Source organism: Galbibacter sp. PAP.153 (assembly GCF_037029175.1).
Classification (GTDB): domain Bacteria; phylum Bacteroidota; class Bacteroidia; order Flavobacteriales; family Flavobacteriaceae; genus Galbibacter; species Galbibacter pacificus.
Genome location: NZ_JAZEUN010000005.1, coordinates 126,360 through 147,655, shown reverse-complemented (window position 1 = coordinate 147,655; position 21,296 = coordinate 126,360). Strand labels below are relative to the sequence as shown.

The 21,296-nt window shown below is 36.2% G+C and carries 21 protein-coding genes; 2 read left to right on the top strand and 19 right to left on the bottom strand.

Translation table 11 applies throughout. The features are described 5' to 3' along the window. Position 1: 1 nt before the first annotated feature. The 17 genes from UXI14_RS04215 to UXI14_RS04135 all read right to left on the bottom strand — a co-directional run bounded on the left by UXI14_RS04215 (position 2) and on the right by UXI14_RS04135 (position 17,512). Positions 2-2,206, bottom strand: coding sequence for a DEAD/DEAH box helicase family protein (locus UXI14_RS04215; protein ID WP_335965002.1), 2,205 nt, complete (start codon positions 2,204-2,206; stop codon positions 2-4). After that, the gene (locus UXI14_RS04210) at positions 2,199-3,356 is read right to left on the bottom strand and encodes a cysteine desulfurase family protein (RefSeq protein WP_335965001.1); all 1,158 of its coding nucleotides are present in this window, start codon (positions 3,354-3,356) and stop codon (positions 2,199-2,201) included. Before UXI14_RS04210 ends, UXI14_RS04215 begins: the two co-directional genes overlap by 8 nt. After that, positions 3,353-4,588 carry a DNA sulfur modification protein DndB gene (locus UXI14_RS04205; protein WP_335965000.1) on the bottom strand — a complete coding sequence of 412 codons (1,236 nt, stop codon included), beginning with the start codon at positions 4,586-4,588 and terminating at the stop codon, positions 3,353-3,355. The genes UXI14_RS04210 and UXI14_RS04205 overlap by 4 nt, the downstream gene beginning before the upstream one ends. Beyond that, positions 4,588-5,115 carry a hypothetical protein gene (locus UXI14_RS04200; protein ID WP_335964999.1) on the bottom strand — a complete coding sequence of 176 codons (528 nt, stop codon included), beginning with the start codon at positions 5,113-5,115 and terminating at the stop codon, positions 4,588-4,590. The genes UXI14_RS04205 and UXI14_RS04200 overlap by 1 nt, the downstream gene beginning before the upstream one ends. Before the next feature lie 19 nt (positions 5,116-5,134). Further along, a complete protein-coding gene (locus tag UXI14_RS04195; RefSeq protein WP_335964998.1) occupies positions 5,135-6,238 on the bottom strand; it encodes a phosphoadenosine phosphosulfate reductase family protein in 1,104 nt (367 codons plus the stop codon). Next, entirely contained in the window at positions 6,235-9,453 is a 3,219-nt protein-coding gene (locus tag UXI14_RS04190) for a hypothetical protein (RefSeq protein WP_335964997.1), read from the bottom strand. Before UXI14_RS04190 ends, UXI14_RS04195 begins: the two co-directional genes overlap by 4 nt. Continuing rightward, positions 9,443-10,312 (bottom strand): DUF4007 family protein, encoded by an 870-nt coding sequence (locus UXI14_RS04185; protein WP_242937766.1) that lies wholly within the window; start codon positions 10,310-10,312, stop codon positions 9,443-9,445. The genes UXI14_RS04190 and UXI14_RS04185 overlap by 11 nt, the downstream gene beginning before the upstream one ends. Before the next feature lie 392 nt (positions 10,313-10,704). Beyond that, positions 10,705-12,051, bottom strand: coding sequence for a type IV secretion system DNA-binding domain-containing protein (locus tag UXI14_RS04180; RefSeq protein WP_335964996.1), 1,347 nt, complete (start codon positions 12,049-12,051; stop codon positions 10,705-10,707). A gap of 98 nt (positions 12,052-12,149) precedes the next feature. Further along, entirely contained in the window at positions 12,150-13,181 is a 1,032-nt protein-coding gene (mobB, locus tag UXI14_RS04175; protein WP_335964995.1) for a MobB family relaxase, read from the bottom strand. Between the two features lie 37 nt (positions 13,182-13,218). Further along, positions 13,219-13,617: a BfmA/BtgA family mobilization protein gene (locus tag UXI14_RS04170; RefSeq protein ID WP_335964994.1), complete on the bottom strand. Its 399-nt coding sequence runs from the start codon at positions 13,615-13,617 to the stop codon at positions 13,219-13,221. Positions 13,618-14,049: 432 nt separating this feature from the next. Then, positions 14,050-14,247: a hypothetical protein gene (locus tag UXI14_RS04165; protein WP_335964993.1), complete on the bottom strand. Its 198-nt coding sequence runs from the start codon at positions 14,245-14,247 to the stop codon at positions 14,050-14,052. A 12-nt stretch (positions 14,248-14,259) separates the two neighbouring features. Beyond that, positions 14,260-14,640, bottom strand: coding sequence for a DUF6876 family protein (locus UXI14_RS04160; RefSeq protein WP_335964992.1), 381 nt, complete (start codon positions 14,638-14,640; stop codon positions 14,260-14,262). A 74-nt stretch (positions 14,641-14,714) separates the two neighbouring features. Further along, positions 14,715-15,071 carry a single-stranded DNA-binding protein gene (ssb, locus tag UXI14_RS04155; protein ID WP_335964991.1) on the bottom strand — a complete coding sequence of 119 codons (357 nt, stop codon included), beginning with the start codon at positions 15,069-15,071 and terminating at the stop codon, positions 14,715-14,717. Positions 15,072-15,846: 775 nt separating this feature from the next. Further along, a complete protein-coding gene (locus UXI14_RS04150; protein ID WP_335964990.1) occupies positions 15,847-16,254 on the bottom strand; it encodes a VOC family protein in 408 nt (135 codons plus the stop codon). 11 nt (positions 16,255-16,265) lie between these two features. Beyond that, positions 16,266-16,640: a DoxX family protein gene (locus tag UXI14_RS04145; RefSeq protein ID WP_335964989.1), complete on the bottom strand. Its 375-nt coding sequence runs from the start codon at positions 16,638-16,640 to the stop codon at positions 16,266-16,268. Between the two features lie 5 nt (positions 16,641-16,645). Continuing rightward, positions 16,646-17,143, bottom strand: coding sequence for an SRPBCC domain-containing protein (locus UXI14_RS04140; protein WP_335964988.1), 498 nt, complete (start codon positions 17,141-17,143; stop codon positions 16,646-16,648). Between the two features lie 42 nt (positions 17,144-17,185). Further along, entirely contained in the window at positions 17,186-17,512 is a 327-nt protein-coding gene (locus UXI14_RS04135) for a metalloregulator ArsR/SmtB family transcription factor (protein ID WP_335964987.1), read from the bottom strand. 500 nt (positions 17,513-18,012) lie between these two features. On the opposite strand from UXI14_RS04135, the gene UXI14_RS04130 reads away from it, so the two are divergent. Further along, positions 18,013-18,822 carry a LytTR family DNA-binding domain-containing protein gene (locus tag UXI14_RS04130; protein ID WP_335964986.1) on the top strand — a complete coding sequence of 270 codons (810 nt, stop codon included), beginning with the start codon at positions 18,013-18,015 and terminating at the stop codon, positions 18,820-18,822. Positions 18,823-18,912: 90 nt separating this feature from the next. Continuing rightward, on the top strand, positions 18,913-20,118 hold the full coding sequence (locus UXI14_RS04125) for an intradiol ring-cleavage dioxygenase (protein ID WP_335964985.1): 1,206 nt from the start codon (positions 18,913-18,915) through the stop codon (positions 20,116-20,118). A 38-nt stretch (positions 20,119-20,156) separates the two neighbouring features. On the opposite strand, the gene UXI14_RS04120 is transcribed toward UXI14_RS04125, so the two are convergent. Both UXI14_RS04120 and UXI14_RS04115 read right to left on the bottom strand, forming a co-directional pair. Beyond that, positions 20,157-20,945, bottom strand: coding sequence for a DUF932 domain-containing protein (locus UXI14_RS04120; RefSeq protein ID WP_335964983.1), 789 nt, complete (start codon positions 20,943-20,945; stop codon positions 20,157-20,159). Positions 20,946-21,004: 59 nt separating this feature from the next. After that, positions 21,005-21,169 carry a hypothetical protein gene (locus UXI14_RS04115; RefSeq protein WP_335964982.1) on the bottom strand — a complete coding sequence of 55 codons (165 nt, stop codon included), beginning with the start codon at positions 21,167-21,169 and terminating at the stop codon, positions 21,005-21,007. Positions 21,170-21,296 lie beyond the last annotated feature (127 nt).

Below are 21,296 nucleotides of genomic sequence, written 5' to 3'. Positions count from 1 at the left end.
GTTATAAATCGTTCAGGTTTAAACTATAGTAGTCTAAAATATTCTTTAGTGTTTCGTAGGTATCAGACTTATTCATAGCTAAATTGGCGAAGTCAACAACTCTCTCGAGTTCTTTCCTTACCAACCCTTTTTCCATCTCAAAAGTATTTTCTTCAGAGCCAACCTCTGGGACTACTACTAAATCGTGAATTGTTGCGTGGGTTTTATCATCGTGTAAACGTAAAACTCTTCCTCTGCGTTGAATAAACTGTCTTGGATTTCCTGTGCTAGCACAAAATATCGCTAACTCTGAACGTGGAACATCTACACCTTCATCCAAACACTTCATTGATGTTAATACGTGAGTACTACCAGATTCAAAACTCTTCAAAATATCATCACGATTAATAGAATTAGAAGTGAATTGTTTTACCATAATAGAGTCGTCTGTCTGACTAACAGCTTTTGTGTACTCATTTATCAACCTATTTTCCTCATCTGTTTCAACACTAAAATCTACATTTTCAAAATTTGATTCCACTCCCTCTGGGACATACACCAATGTATATTTTAGATTTCCGCGCTTATCATATTCGTCGTTTAGGATGTTTTTGAAAGCATTTAATTTATTAGCTGCTTTGTGAATGATTCTTTTTCTTTGAAGAAGTAACCTCTCGATTTCCGGACTGCTTTTGAAGGCACCTGTTTCTTTGTCAAACATTCCCATTCTTAATAATTGTAGGGATAATTTCCTATACTCCTCCAACTCCCGGGTGGTAAGTTTAACAACGTGTGGGTAATAAGTATAACTGCACAACCATCCTATTTGCAAGGCTTCTTCCATAGAATATGAAACTATATAAGGCGGTTCGTCATTAAAAAATTCTTGAATGGCGTTGTTTCCAAGTTCATCAAACTTTCTATGCGGTGTGGCAGAGAGCCCTATTCTCTTCTCTAAATGTACAGTTGGTAAAATTCTCAGAAGGCCTTGTGAACCCAGGTTATGGGTCTCGTCTGCTATTAAGATAGTATCATTGGGAAGTTGGGTAAAATAGCTCTGAAATTTCTTTCTCGGCAAGGAAGCGTATGTAACAATGACAACAAAGGATGTTTCAATAAGTTTTGATGCTGTGTTGAAGAAAGCAAGGTTATTGTCCCAATTTTCCTTAGAGCTTACAGTAATAATATTTTTGAAGTTAAACTTGGTGCATTCCTTTTTCCACTGCTCTACTAACGCAGTAGTGGGCACTGTTATAATGGCTCTATAGACATTTGTTCTTTTGTATTCATTCAAAAGGCAGTTAAGAGAAGTGATTGTTTTTCCTGTCCCTGTTGCCATTGCAAAAACCCCTTTGTGATTATTCGAAACCCATTCATTATACGCATTAATCTGGTATTCTCTGGGACCTTCTTTATAAGGAAATTTAGGTGTTCTGCGAATGATGTCGATTTGATTGAAAAGTTTTGTAATCGTTTTTTTTAGTTTAGGATTTGAGATGAGACTTTTTTTCTTTTTTAAGAGTTGTTCTTCTTGAACAAGTAATTCGTTAATATCTTTTTTACCAAACTTATCTTTAAGTACAACTTCTATCTCGTCCACAGGAATATACTCTACGTCTTCATCCTTTTCAGAAAAATAAGCATCAATCAATTTCCGTTGTTTTCGTATCAAGGTGTTTGATCGTCCATTTTCCCAACTCAGGAAAGCTTCTAGTTCCTCTAGATTTTCTGATAATCCATAAAGGGTGAAATTGCAGGATGCCTTATAACCTACCGAATCTTGTCCGTCACTAAAAACTCCAGATTTGTAATGGGCTATTCCTTTTCCATTTTTTGGTTTAATCACTTTGATTTCAATTCGCTTTTCAGAAATAAGAAAAGTTAAACACTCAAAAAAATGAGTATCATATTCATCCAAAACTTTTCCCAAGGAAACAACATCCATTAGATCAAAAACCTTTCCTTGAGGTTCATTATTTGCCTTTGTTATCGCTTCTTTATCCTTTGAGGAAAGCAAATGGTTTATAACCATTTTCATCTTACCACCCTTACTGATGAAGGTGGCAAAACCAACGGAAAGCAGGTTGATGGCAGAAGAACTGAAATAGCCTAACAATAAGCTAAACTGATTGCTATTGGCCAACCCGTCTAAATAAAATTGAAGCGGTTCATTTTCCGAACCTGTTTTATAATCTCGATCTTTTGACCATTCGCAGTCTTTAAGCATATTTTGATTGAGGTTCAGTTAGTTTTCTTATGGTCTCAACAACTAGTTCTACATCTTCAATTGTGTTATATTTTCCCAATGAAAAACGTAATGAAGCAAGTGCATCATCATTGCTAAGTCCCATCGATTTGAGAACGTGAGAAGGCTCGAAAATAGCTGATGAACAAGCCGAACCATTTGATACCGCAATGTTCCTCATTCTACCAATTAGCACATTAGCATCTTGTTCTTTGAAGCATATATTAGTTGTATTATAAATTCTTTTAATTGAATCGCCATTTAAAGCTGTATTGGGCATTCTTAACAATTCATATTCGAGTTTATCTCTCAATTCAGAAATGATTGTTCTATCCTCATTCATTTCATGGCTAGAAATTTCACAGGCTTTCGCTAATGCAACAATTCCAGGTACATTGAGTGTCCCACTTCTTAAACCTGTTTCGTGGCCGCCACCGTGTGTTTGGGGTGTAATATTTACTCGTTTATCATTCTTTCTTATGAATAAAGCACCGACACCTTTTGGCGCGTACATCTTATGTCCACTGAAACAAAGTAAGTCTATATCTAATTCCTTAACATCAACTGCAATTTTCCCTACTGCCTGAGTAGCATCTGTCATAAACAGAGCTCCTTTTTGGTGGGTTATCTCAGCAAATTTTTTGATGGGTTGAATGACCCCTGTCTCATTATTGACATACATAACAGAAACAAGTATAGTATCGGGTCTGATTGATCTTTCCAAGAGCTCCAAACTCAACAAGCCATTTTCTTCAACTGGCAAATATGTCACCTCAAAACCTTTTCTTTCCAAATCCCCACACGTGTCTAAAACTGCTTTATGTTCGGTCGATACTGTAATAATATGGCTTCCCTTGTGTTTGTAACTCTCCGCTATTCCCTTCATTGAGAGGTTAATTGCTTCCGTGGCTCCACTAGTGAAGACAACTTCATTAGGTTCCGACTTTATAAATCGAGCAATTTGGTTTCTGGCTTGCTTAACGTTTTCGCTTATTATTTGTCCGAAATGATGGGTGCTGCTTGAGTTGCCAAAATTATCTTTTAAATAAGGTAGCATTGCATCAACCACCCTTGGGTCAACTGGGGTGGTCGAATTGTAGTCTAAGTATGATATGTTTTGTTTTTGATTCAATCGATTTCTTGTAAAACATTATCTAAATCCTGTTCATAGGAAATTTTAGAGGCATATCCTTCTTTCAACCTTTGCAACTCATTTCCTTGAATTAGTTCTCTATCATATAAGTATATCAATAACAAATAAGTCAATGAAGTGGAATTCATCAACATTTTCTTTGCAATAGGATTCCAGACAACATAATGCCAGGGCTTACTATCTATATTAAAATTGATATTATTGAATCTTTCTAAAATCTCATCAAAGGTCTTGTCTTCCCTTTTATAGATTGTTAAGCACGCTTTGATAAATGGAATAAGACCAATTGGACGGAAAAGAAGATTTCCTCCTGTTTCACTGCTTCTAAAAGATGCAGCAGCATTAACTTCTAAGTTTAGGTAATCTGATATAAATGAAAGATTATTTTTAAACGCATCCCAATATTGAATACAAAAAGCTTTAAACTCTTCTATTTCTTCATCAGAGGGTCTAAATTTTAGATATTCAGCAACCTTACTTTTAGTTGGTTTTTTATTGAATTTGTTCTGGAAATAAACATTAAACAACTCAACATTAGCTTGATACAAGGTTATAATAGATGTTATGGCTTCTTTGTTGCTACTAGGTATGGCTTTCTGTTTTGCATAAACCACTCTTTTGTCGGTAAACAAATCATACTCTTCTAACATATATCTAGTTACTATTGCTACCGAATCATCTTCGTCTAGCGCAATAATATCATCCAATTTCACTGGTTTTGCATATCGATTCAAAGTTGTAAATAACCTTCTGGTCCGTTGTTTTCCTTCTGGATCATTTTTATGACCAATAAAAATTGCAGCTATTTGATGAGTCTTAAATTCAGGGTTCTCTTTTAAGGCTGCCTTAATACCTTCTACTCGATGTTGGCCATCGACTGGAAAAATTTTATGATTACTTGGAAAATCTAGCAAGCCCATTTTATAGGTCTCCATATCATCATACTTAAATTCAATCTCTTGCCAATCGGGATAGTCGTCGTAAACTGCTAGCACAAGGGAATTGAAAAAAACAGAAGGTTGATTGAGAATATAACTTTTAATACTTATAAAATTGTTCGTAATACTTCTCTGAATCAAATCTTTCAGTGAATCTGATTTATGCAGCTGTTCATCAATTTTTGAGACATACTTACTCACTTGTTCAAAAGTCAGGGTAGTTACATAATAATCCCAATCTCCTATTTTCGATTTTAATGCTGGTATTTTCATTATTGGAATGCTTTTATTGCCTGTTTAACTTCAGTATCAGGAATTTCAGTATTCATTGGCAAGAGCAATGAGTTAATGAATTGATTTTCAATACTGATTACATCCTCGTTATCGTCTAATGGAAAGTAGGCCAAATGCAAGTCATTCTTCCAATAATTGAACATCCTTGTAAGTTTTGGTCTTTCATTACTCTTACTAAATTTCTGAAAATATTCTTTGACACGTTTTCGAAGATTTTGATTTTCAGTTATTTGAGCTCTGCCAACATACAACGGATACTCGGTTATTCCAGAAATTATTTTACATTTTACATAAAACATATAAAGCCCTCCTTTATCGTTTGGAACATCTTGAATACCATCATCAAAATCATCTGCGTTTTCATTCAGGTACTTTATTTTTATCCAATTCTCAAACTTTAAGTCAAAATCAGTGCAGGTAAATTTCTTCCACAATTCTCCGTGAAGTTTGTACTCGACTTTTCTTAACTCTACTTCTTCTCCTAATGAAAATGCGCTGCCTGTCATAATGCTAAAGACATATTATCTAAATGAAGCAAGCTGCACATCCTTCACTCTCATCATCATCTAAGATGTCAACTAGATAAGGGGATTTAACTTTGGATTTTCTTTCCATCCTTTTGATATATTCCTCTTTGATTTTTTCTATTCTTTCGGGTTGTATCAATTCTTCCAAACTTTCATTTTGTCCCCACGTATAACCATCTTTCTCATACTCCATTGCTTTCTTATATAGTTCAGGGTGTTGTTCATATAACCAAACCCATTCTATTTTTTGTTGGAAAAAGCAAAAAAAACATCCTGAACGGCTTCGAGCATATTCGCCTTTTTTTCCATTAACGTCAAATTCAATTTTATTGTAATAGGCAGGAACACCCACACCACTTTCCTCTAAAATTTTAAAAATATCAGCTTTAACTAATACTTCGTCATTGTCCAATAGCGGAAACATTTCTTCTTTTGCCAAAGGATAATCTGTTGTTTTCAAAAAGTCGAAAACTAAGTGATTAAAAGCCTTTATGTTTGAGTCTAGTAATACATTGAGTTTCTGATCGAGGGTAAATTGAGGACTTACATTTTGTGATAGAGCCTGAAAAGCCTTTTCTTGATTTTGACCAAAATCTATATTCTTGGACATTGATACTACTTGCTCTATATTTTGATTGGACAGCATCTTTTTTACCACGTCTTTACTCCAAATATTCTTTCGAAAAGGAAATATTGACTGAATATTCTTTTTAGTAGATATATAGCCTTCTCTTTCTTCATCACCCCTGATACCAACGTATGAAACTACAGGATCATCACCAACATAGTCCTCAAAAGGTGCTAATTTCAATTTTTTAGTACACCAGCGCGCATTGGATGAAGGCAAAAAACCGCCGTACATTTTTAGAAAATGATCGAATGGATCTTCTGAGCTTTTCTCCGCTCCCTGTAAAAGATTAATTTTCACACCAAGATAGACTTCCAAATTTCTAATCAATTGGTATGTTTCTTCTAATTCTTTTCCAGTATCACAGGAATAAAATTCCAAGTCAATAGATGGATATTTAGTCTTAACATAAATTGCCAAGGCGGCACTATCCTTGCCTCCCGATATGCCTAATACGTGTCGCGTTTTACTCATTGTAATAATTCTTTCAATAGATTCAACACAGCTGCTATGTTCGAAGTATTGTCTTTGCCAAGTTTATTCTTCAACTCGTCCTTCAATTGCTCTATCTCTTTATTCTTACTTTTGGGCATTCTGACTACCTTTGGGTCAATCTTGCTAAAGAAAGAATCAATTTTAACTCCAATTACTTCTTCTTTACTCTCGTCTATGTCAGTTTTAGAAATTTGCGTTAAGCTATCTAAATCTAAAATCATTGATTTGAACTTCTCATATAGTAAAATCTCATCTTCATCAGAAAACCTTTCAAGAGTTTTACCCATTATGGCCTGCCCAATCGAATTTAACCAGGCTTTCTTGTCATCCAATGGTGAGTCAAGACGTTGAATGAATGCTTTTTGATTCTTTAAAAGCATATGCTTTTTTAAACCTGAAAATCGGTTTTGAAGAGATTCTCTATATTCCTCAAAATCAGTTTTACTGCCAACAAACTCATTAACTATAAACTCTTCGAATCTGTTAAGAAGACCATCGTATGCTGTCCTTAATTCCCTAACCGCATTTTGAAGATTTACTGTGTAATTTTGAAGTTTGGACTTATCCTTTTGCAGAGTGTTTAAAGTAATTCCAAGGGCGCCAGGGAACGCTTCAAAGAAAGTTTTTTCAGGATCTCTACTGTTGGCAATAGCTTTACGTATCTTCTTTGCTGAAGAAGACAATCTCTTGGTATTTTTACTATATTCTGGTAGTTGTTTGTAAAAAACTATAAATGGTTTAATAGTTTCAATAAAAGATTCGTTATCAAACTTTTCCTGAGTTCCAATATCCAGAAAAGTACGGTAGCTGTTGAAAATATCTAATTTAACACCCTCTATATCAAAGGCTTTGATGGAATACTTGTCCGGATATTTAGCAATTAACTCAAGATTTTCTTCAGAAAGGTCCGGTATATAGCTATCATCGTTAAAAATTGCAAAATCGTCACGTTTTAAAAATAGAAAAGTAGGAATCCAAAAATCAATAAATCCTTGCTTTAGCTTAAAAGGTCTTTTACCTAAAATATCGGCCAATTCTGAAATCCTAAGTTGTTCAGATTTGGCACTTTCAATAAAATCTTCTGAAGCTCTCCATAATTTATTGAACGAAGAGTTTTCATCGATGGCAACTACACCTGTTGAGTTTTCTCTTAACGGTGAAATGCCATTTTCTTTTAATAATGACAAATATATAGTTTTCTCAGGCGGGAATTTAGAATCATCGAAGCCTAAATTCTCTTGATCCCAGCAATTTGTCAAGGCTCTGAAATAATTTCTTTTTGCCGTGTGAATTGAAGAAGAAATTTTGTGCTTATTAACCAATTCATTCTTAAATAAAGGCGTTGCGTCATATACCAAACCGCAAACTTGAGAGAGTAGTTTATTAAAGTCTTTCTTATCACCGATAGTTTTTTCTTCTCCATTGAAATACCATTTTACTTCTTTGCCTACTGAATATATACTATCTGTTATGTAATGATTAAGTAGCCTTATTTGTGATTCTACGATATTTTCAAGCTCCCTCTTGGCAACCTTGTCATCTTTGTTCTCCTCTATGACTTTCTGAATTTTTTCTATCTCGAATAGCAAATTTTTTATCTCCGCAGAATTCTTGAAAAAACAATAAATTATAGCCTCTTCTTGAAGTTTGGATTTATTTTTTATGTCACTTTCTTTCAGTTTACTATTAAAGACAAGATTTATGAAACCATCAACTTCGCCTAAGGGTATTTCTTGAATCGGATAATCCGAAATAACAAACTCAAAATATCTTGGGGTACCTGTTATGAAAGAATACTGTTTTGCAAATACAGGACTAAAGAGGAAATGTTTATTCAAAAGCGTAGTTATATCAACTACTTCCGAAATTTTATTTCCCGCTTCAATTAAAGCATTGTGTATATCTAAATCCGTTCCCTCGAACAAAATGAATCTTTTGGAATGCTCGCGGTAACGAATAATGTTTTTCGTCTCTAGATTTTCAATTACGATTTTTGAGTTAGTGATACCACAAGCAACCTTTAAGTAATCAATTAAAAAATTCAAATCTAAGACCGAACCACTAGCGGAAAAGATGTTTAATAGGCCGATTACTTTAACGGTTTTGATGTAGTTGCTGATATCAAGATCAAATGCTCTTTCGACTTCCTCAATTGCTGAACGAATTGAACCCCAAGCAGAAAAATCGGGATTATACCTCGATATTAAAAACGAATAAAAATTAAAGTTTAAATAGTCGTAAACATTGGACAAATTATAAAAAGGATTTTCACGCTTATCAAATTTTGACAGACCGGTATGATCTGAAGATTCGAGAAAGGAAAACAATGATCTTTCATTTTGACCATATTTTTGAAGAGAAAGGGTAAGGATATTTGCCGAAAGAATATCTAATGGATATAGCTTTGAAGCAATATCTTTCAAGAAATCTGTATTAAAGTTGAAGGCTTTCGTTTCAGTTGTCAATGTCAAGCATTTTTCAATAGCTTGAACAGACGTACTTGCATCAAATTTTTCAACAAGATGTTCTGATGCTAAAAACAAAAGCTGCTCAACAGGCTCATTAAAAGTTATTTCACGAAAACGACCCTTGATTTTAGTCCATTCTTGTTGCTGTGTTTTACTTAAAGAATAGGCATAGGATTCTAGACTTTGGTGAACTGTTGTAATCAGTACAATGTTATGATTTGGGTTATTGCAAAATTCTGCAAGTTGCTGAACAAAATACAGTTCCCTTTCAGGGTTATTTCTCGTAGCATATTCCAAAAACTTTCCAAACTCATCAACCAAAATAAATAAGACCTTGTTCTGGTTGCCCAAGGAATGGTATCTATTAAATATCTCAGAAAGTATAATTTCCTGTTGATTTTTTTTAGATACAACATCGAATGTATCTTTAAATTGTTCTATAATTGACGTGTAAGAACCTATTATTTTAACAAAGTCAAAATTAGGATTGCTTATAAAATTTGGGTCGAAATAACGTTTTTCTCCTTTAACACTTTTTTCAAAGGCCAAAAGGAAAGAAGACTTACCGGTACCATAGGTTCCAACAACATTAAAAGAACGAATTCCCTTTTTAAAATCATTGACTATTTGACTGACAACTTGTTTTGCATTAGGCGTGGGGATATAATTAAAGTCCCTGTCAGTGTCTCTAATAATATTAACCGATGTTGTGAAATTATTTGCCATAATATTTATCTAATACCTTGAATGCTTCAACCTTTTTTTTGAACTGCAACTCTTTTATTCCCGCTTGGTCTGTAAAAGTTATCCCGTCAAATTCACTGACTATTTCAGAAATTTTGTTCATCAAACCCAAACGATTCAATGCAAAAATTGACCCTGGGCTATTGATATTAAACTCTAGGGAATTTAAACTGATTGAATTTCCATAATCCGTATTTTCAAGAATTGTATATAAAATAACGTATTCCGAGAGGTTATCCCTTTCGCTATTCTCTATATAAAATTGCTCATCTTTTCCTTTTCCTGTTGTGCTCAACAATTCGATTTCTGATAGTATTCCCGTAAAACTGTCCTCTATATTATTCCCTTTAGAATCATTTTTGTACAAGTTCGTAAAGACATTAAAATCTTTAGCAACAGTATTTTCATTGAAATTGAAATCTTTATCACCTTCAGCTATCCTCTTCAAATAATTGACGTACGTCTCTTTATTAAAAAAGAGCTTCTCTTTTCTAAATTCATTGAAGACAATGCTATAAATAGAGGCAAATTGGGTTTTTACCAAGTTATAGTGCAAAAGCCATAAACTTGCTTCATCTTCCAAAAATGGGTCATAGCCAATATTATCATCAAATAGCCTTTTTCCAAATTCAGTCGGTAAATCATTATTGTCAACAACGTTGAATGCCTTAAGCCAAAAACGAATTGAAGAAACCATATTTTTACCAACTCCAAGCTGGACAACTGCATCTTCATCATTAAAGCTTTTACTTTCAACTACATAATCGTACCCCTTTTTCAACCACAGCTGTCGACACTGAAAAGAATCGTGTCCAGAAAAAGTATATTTTATATTTTGCAAACCCAAATTTTAATGCTTGTTATTTATTGCTCATATCGTTGTGATTTGACCACCAGTAAATCCAAAAAAAGCCAGAAATTTTTAGTTTCTAGCTAATTTACATCTTCAAACCCTTAAAATCTTTTACTCGATTGATTAAAAAGTTTAGGCGAATTTCAAACCTCTAAATCTAAAATTCTGACTAAAATTCAAATCATTCAATGAGTGTTTCTACCGATAATTAAATCATTTTGAAGTGTTAAATTTAACATAAATCACAAAAGTGTAAATCTACAAAGAATCGATTCCTTTAGCAAGTTTTTGGGGTTCAACTTTGAGCTAGTTTTAAACTTTCAAATTGGAAAAAATGTTGGATTTATGATTATGTCTAGCAATTACTTTTCAAATTGACATCAATTGCTATTGAAAATCGACCTCACTTCCTCATAAACCCGCTCAAAATTCGCTCTTAAATCTGAATCCCTATATAGCTTGGTTTCTTGCGGAAGTTGTCTTTGAATTTTAGATAATCTAAACCATACTTTTTTGTCCTTTCCATCCGCAAAAGTGACGAATTCACCCTGCTTGAGTCTAAAGAAAATATCTGCTCTTCTTTTGGAAACCTCTCTTTCGCCTTTGGTAATTCGAGTGTCGGTTTTAAAGATGTTGGCGGCTTTACTTACGCTTTTTGTTGGGTTTTTGATAATTTCAAAAAAACGTTCGTAATACTTTGCCGTGTCTGGATCATTGACCTTGCCAAAGAATTGATAGGATAGGTTACTCAAAATAGCTTTGCTGGCCTTATCGCCATACATCATATCGTTTTGGATTTTGTCCTGCATTACATAAATGGTGGCGATATCATAGCTTCGCAGTGTCGCTGGAATGCGGTGCATATTGAGTAAGCGAATGGTCGGTGCTTCTTCCATTAATAGAAATGAAGGTTTGGAATTACGCACACTCATCTGTTTGGTGATGGTGTGGATGATGGTAGCGATTACTGGCGAATAAGAGGTTTCAAATTTGGGATTGTTCACCACCGAAATCACGGCTGGATTTTCTTCATCATTTATGTTCAAAGGCACTTCATCCGCAGACAATGCCATAAAAATACTTTTGGTGCTGATGCGTTTTAACGCATTGGCCAAGGTACTTTTTACACCAGCTGTTTGACGTTCGGAATCCTTTCCGCTAATGAAAGCATCTGCCATTGCTCTTGATGTGGTATTGGTTTCCAGAAACTGGACCAAGCTATCGGTATCGAGCATTTGATAAATGGCAATCAAATGGGGCAACGTGCAGAATTGTGGATAATCGGATTTCAGCTTCCAAATCAATCCGCCAATCAAACCTTCGGCAGCATCGTTAAAGAATTTGGTTGTTCCGGTGGTTCCCGATTCTCGTTGTTCCAAAAGATTTTCAATGAGCACCCTTGATACTTCGTTGACGCTTTCCTCATTTTCCAGATACTTAGGTGCAATTGGATTTACCCGATGGATAATCCTATCAAATGAAATAATCTTAATAGGTATTTCGCTTTCTTTAAAAAGCGGATACGCCATTTCGGTCAGCTCAAAGTCTTTGTAGTCGTGAATGATACCGCAGAAATTGTTTTCACGAAAGTGTTTCAAAAATCCATAGACAACGCTTTCCGTCTTTCCACTGCCGGCAGAACCAATGATGGATGCACCACGCTTTATATTGTCGATTTTGAATGTTCCTGATTTGGTCGAAAATTTCACCTGATATCTTCTATCCATTTTATTCGTTGGTTGGCTATCGTAAAAAGCATAGAAAATTATGGCCAATGACAGCACAGGCACTATAATGTAGATCACTATTTCTGTCAACGACCAACTCATATCCCGATAGAGCTTGATTTGACTGCAATTTCTGCACCTTTACGTAACCGCTTAAAAACTCGAAGTGCCAGTTGCGCTTTACTTGTTGGGATGTTTGGAATCAATGACAAGCCTGATTTACCCATCATCTTAAAGGCTAAGGCTTTTTCATTGGCTGGCAATTTCATCAAAGCTGCAAAGTAGAGTTTGGGATTCTTGACAAAATTTTTCTTCGCTTTGTAGGTTTCAGCATAATTGCGTTGGTAACCAAATGTTTTATCGAATGTCTCTTCCGCTTTCGCGAAAAAAGCATCCCTATCAAAACCACGTTTTACTTTTTTGCCGTGCATCTCAACTTCAGACGCTTTGTGTTTACTTCCTGGGGAAAGACTGAAGGAATTGGATGCGTCCTTCCTGCTGACTATGATATGGATGTGGCTTTGGTCGCCTGCCTTTTTCATTCCCTGGACAATACGCTTCCCGTTTTGCTGGTGTGGCGCTTCACGTTCCAGTTTGGCAATTTTAAGCTTTAACCTATCGATATTTCCTTTTGACTCGCCCAACTGGATTTTCCGGACTTCCTGTTTTAGTTCAAGTATCTTGGTAGCAAAAGGTTGGTTTTCTCGAACCTGAAAATCCCTGCCTTTAAAAGTGCGTTGGTGTTCAATTTTGGCGAAGTATTTAATATCATCTACACTCACTTTTCGACCATTGATTTCTCTATTGAAACTGGCGGCATAATCTTTCATCAGCTCGCGGGTGTATCGTTTTAAATTTTTGCTGCTGTTTTCGAGTTTACGCAATTCGTATTTTGACGGACTGACCGTTATAGAATAAAACTTAGGTTCTTTCTTTTTTAGCTTTGCGGTGTTTCCGTCAATTTCTTTTACCACTTCCTTGGCTGAAATTTCATCACCATATTGGTTGAAAAAGTGTTCCATATCTTCCTTCGTCAAACCCTCATTTTCTTTTTCCAAATAGTCCACAAAATCCGCCGAGCTCTGACTGTAATTCGTTCCTAATTTCTGTGCCGTGATAGTGATGTACATAGTTTGAAATTTAAAGTTGATTCGTATTATTTCGCTTTTACCGCTTTGCTCTCGATTCTCTCGTGAAGCTCTCAAGTTCGCTTTCGCGAAAGCGTACTTCCTTCTTTTCTTCGGCATATTTCTTTTCCAAAATCAAGGGTTTCTTTTTAGGCTCTTCCATCTCAAAAAGGAATTGCAACATTGCAACCGTAGGTTTCGTCTGGGTCTTTTCGACATCACGCATTATGGCAATGACCGCATTGATACGCTTCAATAATTTTGCCTCGATGGTGCGCCCGGTCGGGCCTAAATTTTCCTTTGGTGAAATCTCGTTGTAGAAGAAAAAATCGAGGATGGTTTCCATTGCCTCGGTGTGTGTTTTGAAGTGTGTGCGTGAGAATTCCTGAAAACGTTTTGCTGTTTCCTTTTTGAATCTAATGCCGATAAATGTGTCCATATTTCGCCGATTTGTCGCAAATCCTTCCCGAAAAATGGCCGTTTTGAGGGCATTTGTCGCAAATAGCTGAAAATCAAAAGATTAAAATTTTTTTAAACAATTGATTATCAATGATTTGAAAACGAAAAGGAATCTGTAACATCGCGTAGCGTGTTACCCTCTTGCTATTCCTTTTCGTCCCGCTCGCGGGACAAAAATCCGTACAATCTAGCTCAAAAGCTGAATGCCATTTTTAGGGATAATAAAATTTCCGATATGTGATTTATTCGATGTGTAAGAGTATCGGCGAAAGTCAAAAAGTGGATAACCTTACTTTAAATTGTATGCTGAATTTCAGCGAAATAAAGATACGAAATTTTGTTGGTCTAAATAGTTTTCGGAAACAAAAACACCCCTGAAATTTCAGAGGTGCGTTTCATAAAAAATAATAGTTCAAATATTAAATACATAGGTATAGGAATATAAATTCCGTAACGCTTCCTCGTCAAGCATTTTTTCTAAATTGGTATGGTGCTTGGTGGCATAGTCCATCAAATCCTTGCCATATTTTTTCTTGACATCTTCCTTGGAATTGGTAAGCAATCGCTCTTGTGCTTCCTCACTCAAATCGGTAAAATTTAGATAAATCATAGCTTCCCGATTTTAGTATTCGCTTGGTAGCATCAGCGTATAGTTCACGAAAAACATCCGCAGTTCATCCAATGGAAAATCGGTGGCGTGGTATCGGTGCGTTTCCAAAACATTGTCATTTCCATCACTGTATATGATTTCAGCTTCGTAACCGGTGTAGTCCTGTTTTTCTGCGGACATCCTTTTAAAGTCAATCGTGATAAACTCGCTTCGGTTCATAAGACTTTTGGCTATTACCGAAGCATCCGTTATGAGCCAAAAACATTCGGCAACTTCGGCTAGGTATTTCAGTCCATCGGTAAATTGGGTTCGCAATAGTGGAATTTGGTAGAACATTTCAGTTCCCGTAAAATATTGCAACCGCTCTTTTATTTCATTAATTTGTGCTCTCATTTTGATTTCGATTTAGAAATTAATAATGAAAAGAGGGCGAAACTTTCCACAGGTGCGCCCTCTTTCTTTTAGGTCTATTCGTTAGAACCGTTACCGTTATTTGTACCCAACAATAGGATTTCGTTGGCTTCGATTTCGGTTACGTATCGTTTGATACCGTCCTTGTCCTCATAGCTTCGGGATTTCAGTTTCCCGCTTACGCCTACCTCTTTTCCTTTGACTACATACTGTTCAACAATTTCAGCAGTCTTGCCCCAAGCAACCACGGTATGCCATTCGGTGCTTTGTTCTTTCTCGCCTTTCTTGTTCTTGTAATATTCATTTGTGGCAAGCGAAAAACGGGCTACTTTACTTCCGCTTTCAAGATTTGTAATGGTTGGCTCTTGACCAACGTTTCCAATAAGTTGTACGTGATTTCTTAAAGTACTCATAACTAAAAATTTAAAGATTAATAATTCCCTGTTTAATTCAATTGAAATGAAATTTTAAGGGGTGTTTGTTTGATTTCTTTCGTGCGTAGCACAATGGGTGACGTGGGTTTTGTCAAGACTTTCAGGGAATAAATCAGGTGTGTCTGCGACGTAGTAAAATGCTCGCATTTTCAAGGAAGTAGATACCTTATTTTTCGCTGAAACTTGCCACGGTCTTGACAAGTTCCATAAGGGCATTAGCAATTCTTTTAAAGCTGGTCGTGAGTTGAGCGTACGGGAAGTTAAGCGAGGCGAGCGATCAGGTTTAATGTAGAATTGGTTATGCACTGCCTGTTTTTCGATGCCCCGAAAAACATTCAAGGCTTCATCCATTATAAACCCCTTAAAATGTGTGGGACAGTGCCTTGGTTTTTAAGAATTTTCGAGCAAGGGCTCAAGAAGTTCTTGCCGTAAATTCTGTTAAGAAAATCGAGGTGCTGACCTTCCGATTTGGTAAGGCGGACTTAATCATCAATTTTAGTTCGGGAATGTAGTGTTCCTTCCCAGCCTAAGCGGGAAGGGTGAGCGAAATGGAAAGCTGAAATTGGGGATTGTGTCCAAGATAGTTGTAGTGAAGCTCTTTTCCCGGAATCTAGGGAAACGGAATGCAGGGGAATGTGCTGAGCGGGTAAAGAAGTTGAACTGGTTCATTATCTGTAGTGCAAGTAAATGAAAAACGGCTTAGATTCGCACCTAAACCGCTATTTCATAAACACGTCTTTGTTGTGGGCAGTTTTTATTCCGTTGGCATTTTTGACATATCCATATAGAACATTTCCCAAGTGTGTCCGTCTAAATCTTCGATTGTTCGTTGTTGCATAAAACCGTAATCCCTTAATTCGTTAGGTTCATTTCCGCCTGCCCTTAATCCGTTTTCCAAGATTTCATTCATTTCATCCACGCTATCGGAAGACAAAGAATAAAGTCCGGCAATATTTGCTTTTGTGTCTGCAATTGGCTTGGTGGCAAAGGTTGAAAACTTTTCGTGTGCCATTAGCATTACAAAAATTGTATCGCTCCATACCATACATTTTGTGTTGTCGTCTGAAAATTGAGGATTGTTTGTAAACCCCAACGCTGTATAAAAGTCCATTGATTTTTTGACGTCTTTTACAGCTAAATTGATAAAGATTTGTTTTGCCATTTTTTTGATTTTTAGTTTAATGATTGGATTTTGTTTTTGTAATGGTAAGAAAGTGCAAGTATGCCCAAGAAAGCCAAAGGCATAATCATATAACCGATGTTTCTATCCACACAAGCGTGGCTTATGAACGCAAAAATAAGTGTGAATGCAAGCCCTGAATATGCCCATTCTTTAAGCTTTTCAGGTGTTTTTGGGTAAACAATCGCAAGAACTCCAAGGACTTTTGCTATCGCTAAAGCGTATGCAAAATAATCTGGATAGCCTAAAGCCTTTGTTCCGATTGTCATATACTCTGGTGCAAAAATCCAAGTACTCATTGGCATAACGGCTTCCCAAAGAGCTATGATAATTGTAGCCGTCCAAAAAATAATTTTAGCTTTTTTCATTGTCTTTATGATTTTAAAAGTTCTGCTAAATGGTTTAATGTTACTGTAAACCCTTCTTTGAAGCCCATTTGTATGTGCGTTTCAAGGTCTTCAAGTTTTGCGTGTTTGATAGAAATCTTTACTGTTGTAATTCCATCAACTTCATCAAAATCCAAGTTCCAGTTGGCAGAAGGCATTTGCTCGTTAATGTTTTCGTCCTTGTCTGCAAAAGCATCCTTGAATTGGAAGTTGTCCTTGGGCGAAATTGAAGTAAAGTCCTGAATGGACCAGTGTTCCTCGCCTTCGGGTCCAACCATTGCATAAAATCTCCGTCCACCTTCTTCAAAGTTCATATACTTTGTTCTTGATTTCCAAGGTTGTGGTGCCCACCATTGGTCAAGAATTTCCTGCTTGGTAAAAGCATCCCAAACCATTGGTTGTTCTGCATCAAATGCTCGGTTTACGAAAACGGTACTGGTTTTTTTGTCGACCGTAAAGTCGAATAACAGATTATTTTTACTCATGGCTTTTTATTTTTAGGCTGCGGTATTCGTGAATCTTCGATTTCATTTTTTCTTGTTTTTAAGTGTTGATAATAAATTGTCAAGTTGGCCAAAACGGTTTTCCCAAATTTTTCTGAACTGTTCCAACCATTTATCGATTTCTTTCATTTTTTCGATTTTCAGTTCATAGTAGATTTCTCGCCCTTGTTGGTTTGCTTCTAATAGGTCGCATTCGTTCAAAATTTGGATGTGTTTTGAAATGGTAGGTCTCGCTGCATCAAAGTTTTCTGCAATTGCTCCCGCTGTCATAGCTTGTGAGGTTAGCAATACTAATATCGCTCGTCTTGTTGGGTCGGAAATAGCTTGAAATATGTCTCTTCTTAATTTCATTATGAAGTCATTTGACTACAAATATATATGAAGCCATTTAACTACGCAAATATTTTGTCAAACTTTTTCTTTGGAAGTTAAAATTAAGTCGGAAGGATTGATGTTTTAGGCAGGTCTTAAATTGCCCACAACTTGTTATATTCATAACATTAATAGTGTTATTCAATTATTGTACAGTACAGTAATTAAAATAACTTTTGAGTACCTTTTAAAGCGGTCTTAATCCCAAATTTTAGCTTGGAAAAGAAGCGTTCCTTCCCAGCCTTTGCGGTTAGGGCGAGCGGAATGGAAAGTTAAAATTGGGGATTGTGTCCAAGATATTTGTAGTGAAGCTTTTTTCCCGAAGTGTAGTGGTTTCCTGATTTTTCAGCAGGAAACCGTGGAATGTAGGAGAATATGCTGAGTGGGTTGTAAAAAAGATGTTGCAGTCTCGCCAAAAAATATGTAGTCTTAATTTCATTATCTTGTGACATCAATACACTTTGATAGATTACAAGAATTTGAGACCATCTATAAGCACATATTACCCGGTTAACTTCATCAAATCACAAAAGGTTTGGGTAATAGCGCTCTGCTTGCTAATTGTCTTTGCCATTTTCCAAGATTATTTGTTCAGCAGGTTATATGATACTGGATTTTATATTTCTGAATCGCTACTGTATAACACCCTTTGGGTTTTTGCCATTGCTATTATTTGGTTAGAAGTTTATGCCTACAGAAAACTGAAAATTCAAGTTACACTTCCTAAAATATTAGCGGTGCTCACGTCGAGCATAGTTTTGAGTCTTGCCCAAATAACGGTTTCTACATTATTCTTCATTGCCATTAGCAACCTTGTGTTTACGCCAGCTCATCGCTTTGGTACCATTTTCAACGCCTATTTGTCCAACCAGTTCTTTTTTCTGATGGTTATTTACGCTACTGTTCCCTTAATTGAAAAAGCGGTAACATACAGCGTAAAAAGTACTCACAAAACATTAAAATATCCAGATAGAATACAGGTGAAGACGGGAACGAAAACCGTTCAAGTTAAAACAAGTACAATTAGCCATATCACAACCAACAAACCGCATTCCATAATCTTTACGGATGATACAACCTACTTTGATGACCGTAGCCTAAAGGCTTTTGAACAATTGCTTCATCCAGATAATTTTATTCGAGTACATCGCTCAGTCATCATCAATATAGAACACGTTGAAGAGATTTCTTCTCGACAAAATGGTGATTATGATGCGTTACTTTCTGATGGAAATACAGTTAGATTGAGCAGACATTACAGAAACAGCTGGAAACAACTTCTCCACTAAGATGGTTAAGAACACCACTCAGGTTATTTCATCATTTTCAATTATGCACGAGTGTTTTTAATCTCCTATTTTCGGGTTTAAAAACCATCTATGAAGACATTATCGCATCTCCTTTTTATCTCTCTATTCTCGATTACGTTATCTGGATGTGAGGGCCAAAATAAATCAGTCACAAAAGAAAGAGGAACTTTGAGTCAGGATTTCGATAAATCGCCTCCCTTCTATTACAAGATGCCCTCTGAACTTTCCGAGGAAGACATTAGCCCTGCCTGGAACAATGATGGTGAACAAATACTATTGACTGGAACGGTGTATGAATCCGACGGTAGAACACCAGCTGCAAATGTTATTCTTTATTACTACCAAACAGATGCAAGGGGCGTTTACAGCACCAAGCAAGATGAACCGCGGAATATGCCTAAAAACAAATTGGGTCAAACCCACGGTCACATTAGAGGCTGGGTCAAGACAAACACCGAAGGCGCCTATTCCATTTACACAGTAAAACCTGGCACCTATCCCAGCAGGGATGAACCAGCTCACATCCATCTTAATGTAAAAGAACCTGACATAGAAACGCCTTATTACATTGATGATTTTGTTTTTGACAACGACCCTATGTTGACCACGAAAAAGAGAAATGCCTTGGAAAATCGAGGTGGGTCCGGCGTTATACGATTTGTAGAAAAAGATTCTCTGAAAATCGGTGAGCGTACTATTATTCTGGGATTGAACGTTCCCGATTATCCAAAACAAAGTAAACGTAAAACCAATTCAGGAAAGCAGGTGGGCGAACACGTCAGTTCTTTTACGCCATATCACGCCTTCGGTCAGGACAAAGGAACAAAAACCTGTCCTATCTGTAAGTATGGGTGGTATCACGGTATATTGTTTTTTGTTGGTAATAATCCAGATTGGGAAGCCATTAAAAAGTGGCTCGTTTTTTTAGATAGTGAAAGCATTAAAAGAAATGAATACCTAAAATCGTATTTCGTTTATGGAAACAGCAAAAACTTTGATAAAGAAGAGCGCATCAATTTTTTAGAAAATTTGGGGAAGGAACTTAAGCTCAAGAAGATTGCATTAACCTTTGTTCCCTCATTTTCGGACAAAGCATCAGATGTTTATCTTAATGAAATAAATCAGAATGCCAGCAATACATTTATTGTATATAGAAGAAGTAATATAATTGGGAAGTATCAAGACTTAAATCCCACGCAAGAGAATTTTGACATTATAAAAGCCCTATTAGATAATGAAAGCGAATATTTTAAACTGTCAAAGCCCAAAAACTAAAAAAATCCAGTTTAAGGTACTGGACAAACCTTTTAAATCTATGTCAGGGCATACACTTCATCGAACAACTTTTTATCCAATCGTTCCTGCTGGCCAAAACTCTTTTTCAAGACATTGTGCAATACTGAATTAAAGGCATTGTAACCTAACCATAGATTTGGTTCTTCATCAAGTAAAAGGGCTTCGTAATTGAGGATTTCTAAAACCTCTCTCGACTTCTTTGATGGGTCGCTGTTCTTATCGCTACATTCATAACGGAACAACTTTGTTCTGTAAAGAATGGCTTTCACGAACTCTTTGGTATCGATGATTTTAAATTCCTTCATCTTGTCGAATTTCCTTGTGATAGTGTAGAACTCGTTGTCCAAGAATTTATCGAACAGATTATTCAACCTTGGCATTATAAGGTTTGTATTGTTCCTGCTGTGCTTTATTGAAAATTCGATTTCGGCCTGTGAAACGTGAAGACCATTGGAACATACTTTTCTGTAGAATCCGAAGTGGCCAGAGGTCTTTTCACTTCCATCATACGAGTTCTTGAACCGTAGCATTGGCAGTATCAAGTCCTTATCATTCTTGACCGTAAATTGGCTTTTGTCATCGATTATAAAGTCGGTTATGAACGACCTGTCATTTTTGTTGATGGTGCGTTTGGGGTAGTTGAGTCCGGCATCAGTCAACATTTCCTCTGCCTTCTTGAAGAACAATTGGTTTGGAATGTGGCCGTAGCTTTTCGATACCACGTTGACGATTTTGCCATTTGAGATGATGGCATTTTCAAGTCCGCGACGGGATTCCATCTGGGTCAGGCTTTTTAAGGATTTCATTTCGTTTGAAACGAAAATCTCATCTTGTTGCAAATCTTGTAAATACGTAGCTTTTGAATTTAAGGTTGAACATTTTGTGAGAGCACAGCGTAATACTCTGGATGCTTCTCTCTGTAGTAAGCCAGATGACTTTCGGCACCTTCAATCCTATAATTTTCTTTACTTGATTGATAATGTGCCTCGGCTTCTTTGACCGAAATCTTCGCTTTTGTTGCTTGTTTCATAATGTTGAAATTTTAGTTAAACAATATTTGAGCATCACCCAAACGGAAGCTAAAATCACAGCTCAAAAGGAAACGGAATCGTTACTTAGCCGATAGAAATAATATTGTTAGAACAGATACAGTTCTA

What these genes read in the sequence shown, in the direction of transcription:
- UXI14_RS04215 (WP_335965002.1), bottom strand. Translation starts at nt 2,206, where the DNA reads ATGCTTAAAGACTGCGAATGGTCAAAAGATCGAGATTATAAAACAGGT.
- UXI14_RS04205 (WP_335965000.1), bottom strand. Translation starts at nt 4,588, where the DNA reads ATGAAAATACCAGCATTAAAATCGAAAATAGGAGATTGGGATTATTAT.
- UXI14_RS04200 (WP_335964999.1), bottom strand. Translation starts at nt 5,115, where the DNA reads ATGACAGGCAGCGCATTTTCATTAGGAGAAGAAGTAGAGTTAAGAAAA.
- UXI14_RS04195 (WP_335964998.1), bottom strand. Translation starts at nt 6,238, where the DNA reads ATGAGTAAAACGCGACACGTATTAGGCATATCGGGAGGCAAGGATAGT.
- UXI14_RS04190 (WP_335964997.1), bottom strand. Translation starts at nt 9,453, where the DNA reads ATGGCAAATAATTTCACAACATCGGTTAATATTATTAGAGACACTGAC.
- UXI14_RS04180 (WP_335964996.1), bottom strand. Translation starts at nt 12,051, where the DNA reads ATGGATAGAAGATATCAGGTGAAATTTTCGACCAAATCAGGAACATTC.
- mobB (WP_335964995.1), bottom strand. Translation starts at nt 13,181, where the DNA reads ATGTACATCACTATCACGGCACAGAAATTAGGAACGAATTACAGTCAG.
- UXI14_RS04170 (WP_335964994.1), bottom strand. Translation starts at nt 13,617, where the DNA reads ATGGACACATTTATCGGCATTAGATTCAAAAAGGAAACAGCAAAACGT.
- UXI14_RS04165 (WP_335964993.1), bottom strand. Translation starts at nt 14,247, where the DNA reads ATGATTTATCTAAATTTTACCGATTTGAGTGAGGAAGCACAAGAGCGA.
- UXI14_RS04160 (WP_335964992.1), bottom strand. Translation starts at nt 14,640, where the DNA reads ATGAGAGCACAAATTAATGAAATAAAAGAGCGGTTGCAATATTTTACG.
- ssb (WP_335964991.1), bottom strand. Translation starts at nt 15,071, where the DNA reads ATGAGTACTTTAAGAAATCACGTACAACTTATTGGAAACGTTGGTCAA.
- UXI14_RS04150 (WP_335964990.1), bottom strand. Translation starts at nt 16,254, where the DNA reads ATGGCAAAACAAATCTTTATCAATTTAGCTGTAAAAGACGTCAAAAAA.
- UXI14_RS04145 (WP_335964989.1), bottom strand. Translation starts at nt 16,640, where the DNA reads ATGAAAAAAGCTAAAATTATTTTTTGGACGGCTACAATTATCATAGCT.
- UXI14_RS04140 (WP_335964988.1), bottom strand. Translation starts at nt 17,143, where the DNA reads ATGAGTAAAAATAATCTGTTATTCGACTTTACGGTCGACAAAAAAACC.
- UXI14_RS04135 (WP_335964987.1), bottom strand. Translation starts at nt 17,512, where the DNA reads ATGAAATTAAGAAGAGACATATTTCAAGCTATTTCCGACCCAACAAGA.
- UXI14_RS04125 (WP_335964985.1), top strand. Translation starts at nt 18,913, where the DNA reads ATGAAGACATTATCGCATCTCCTTTTTATCTCTCTATTCTCGATTACG.
- UXI14_RS04120 (WP_335964983.1), bottom strand. Translation starts at nt 20,945, where the DNA reads ATGAAATCCTTAAAAAGCCTGACCCAGATGGAATCCCGTCGCGGACTT.
- UXI14_RS04115 (WP_335964982.1), bottom strand. Translation starts at nt 21,169, where the DNA reads ATGAAACAAGCAACAAAAGCGAAGATTTCGGTCAAAGAAGCCGAGGCA.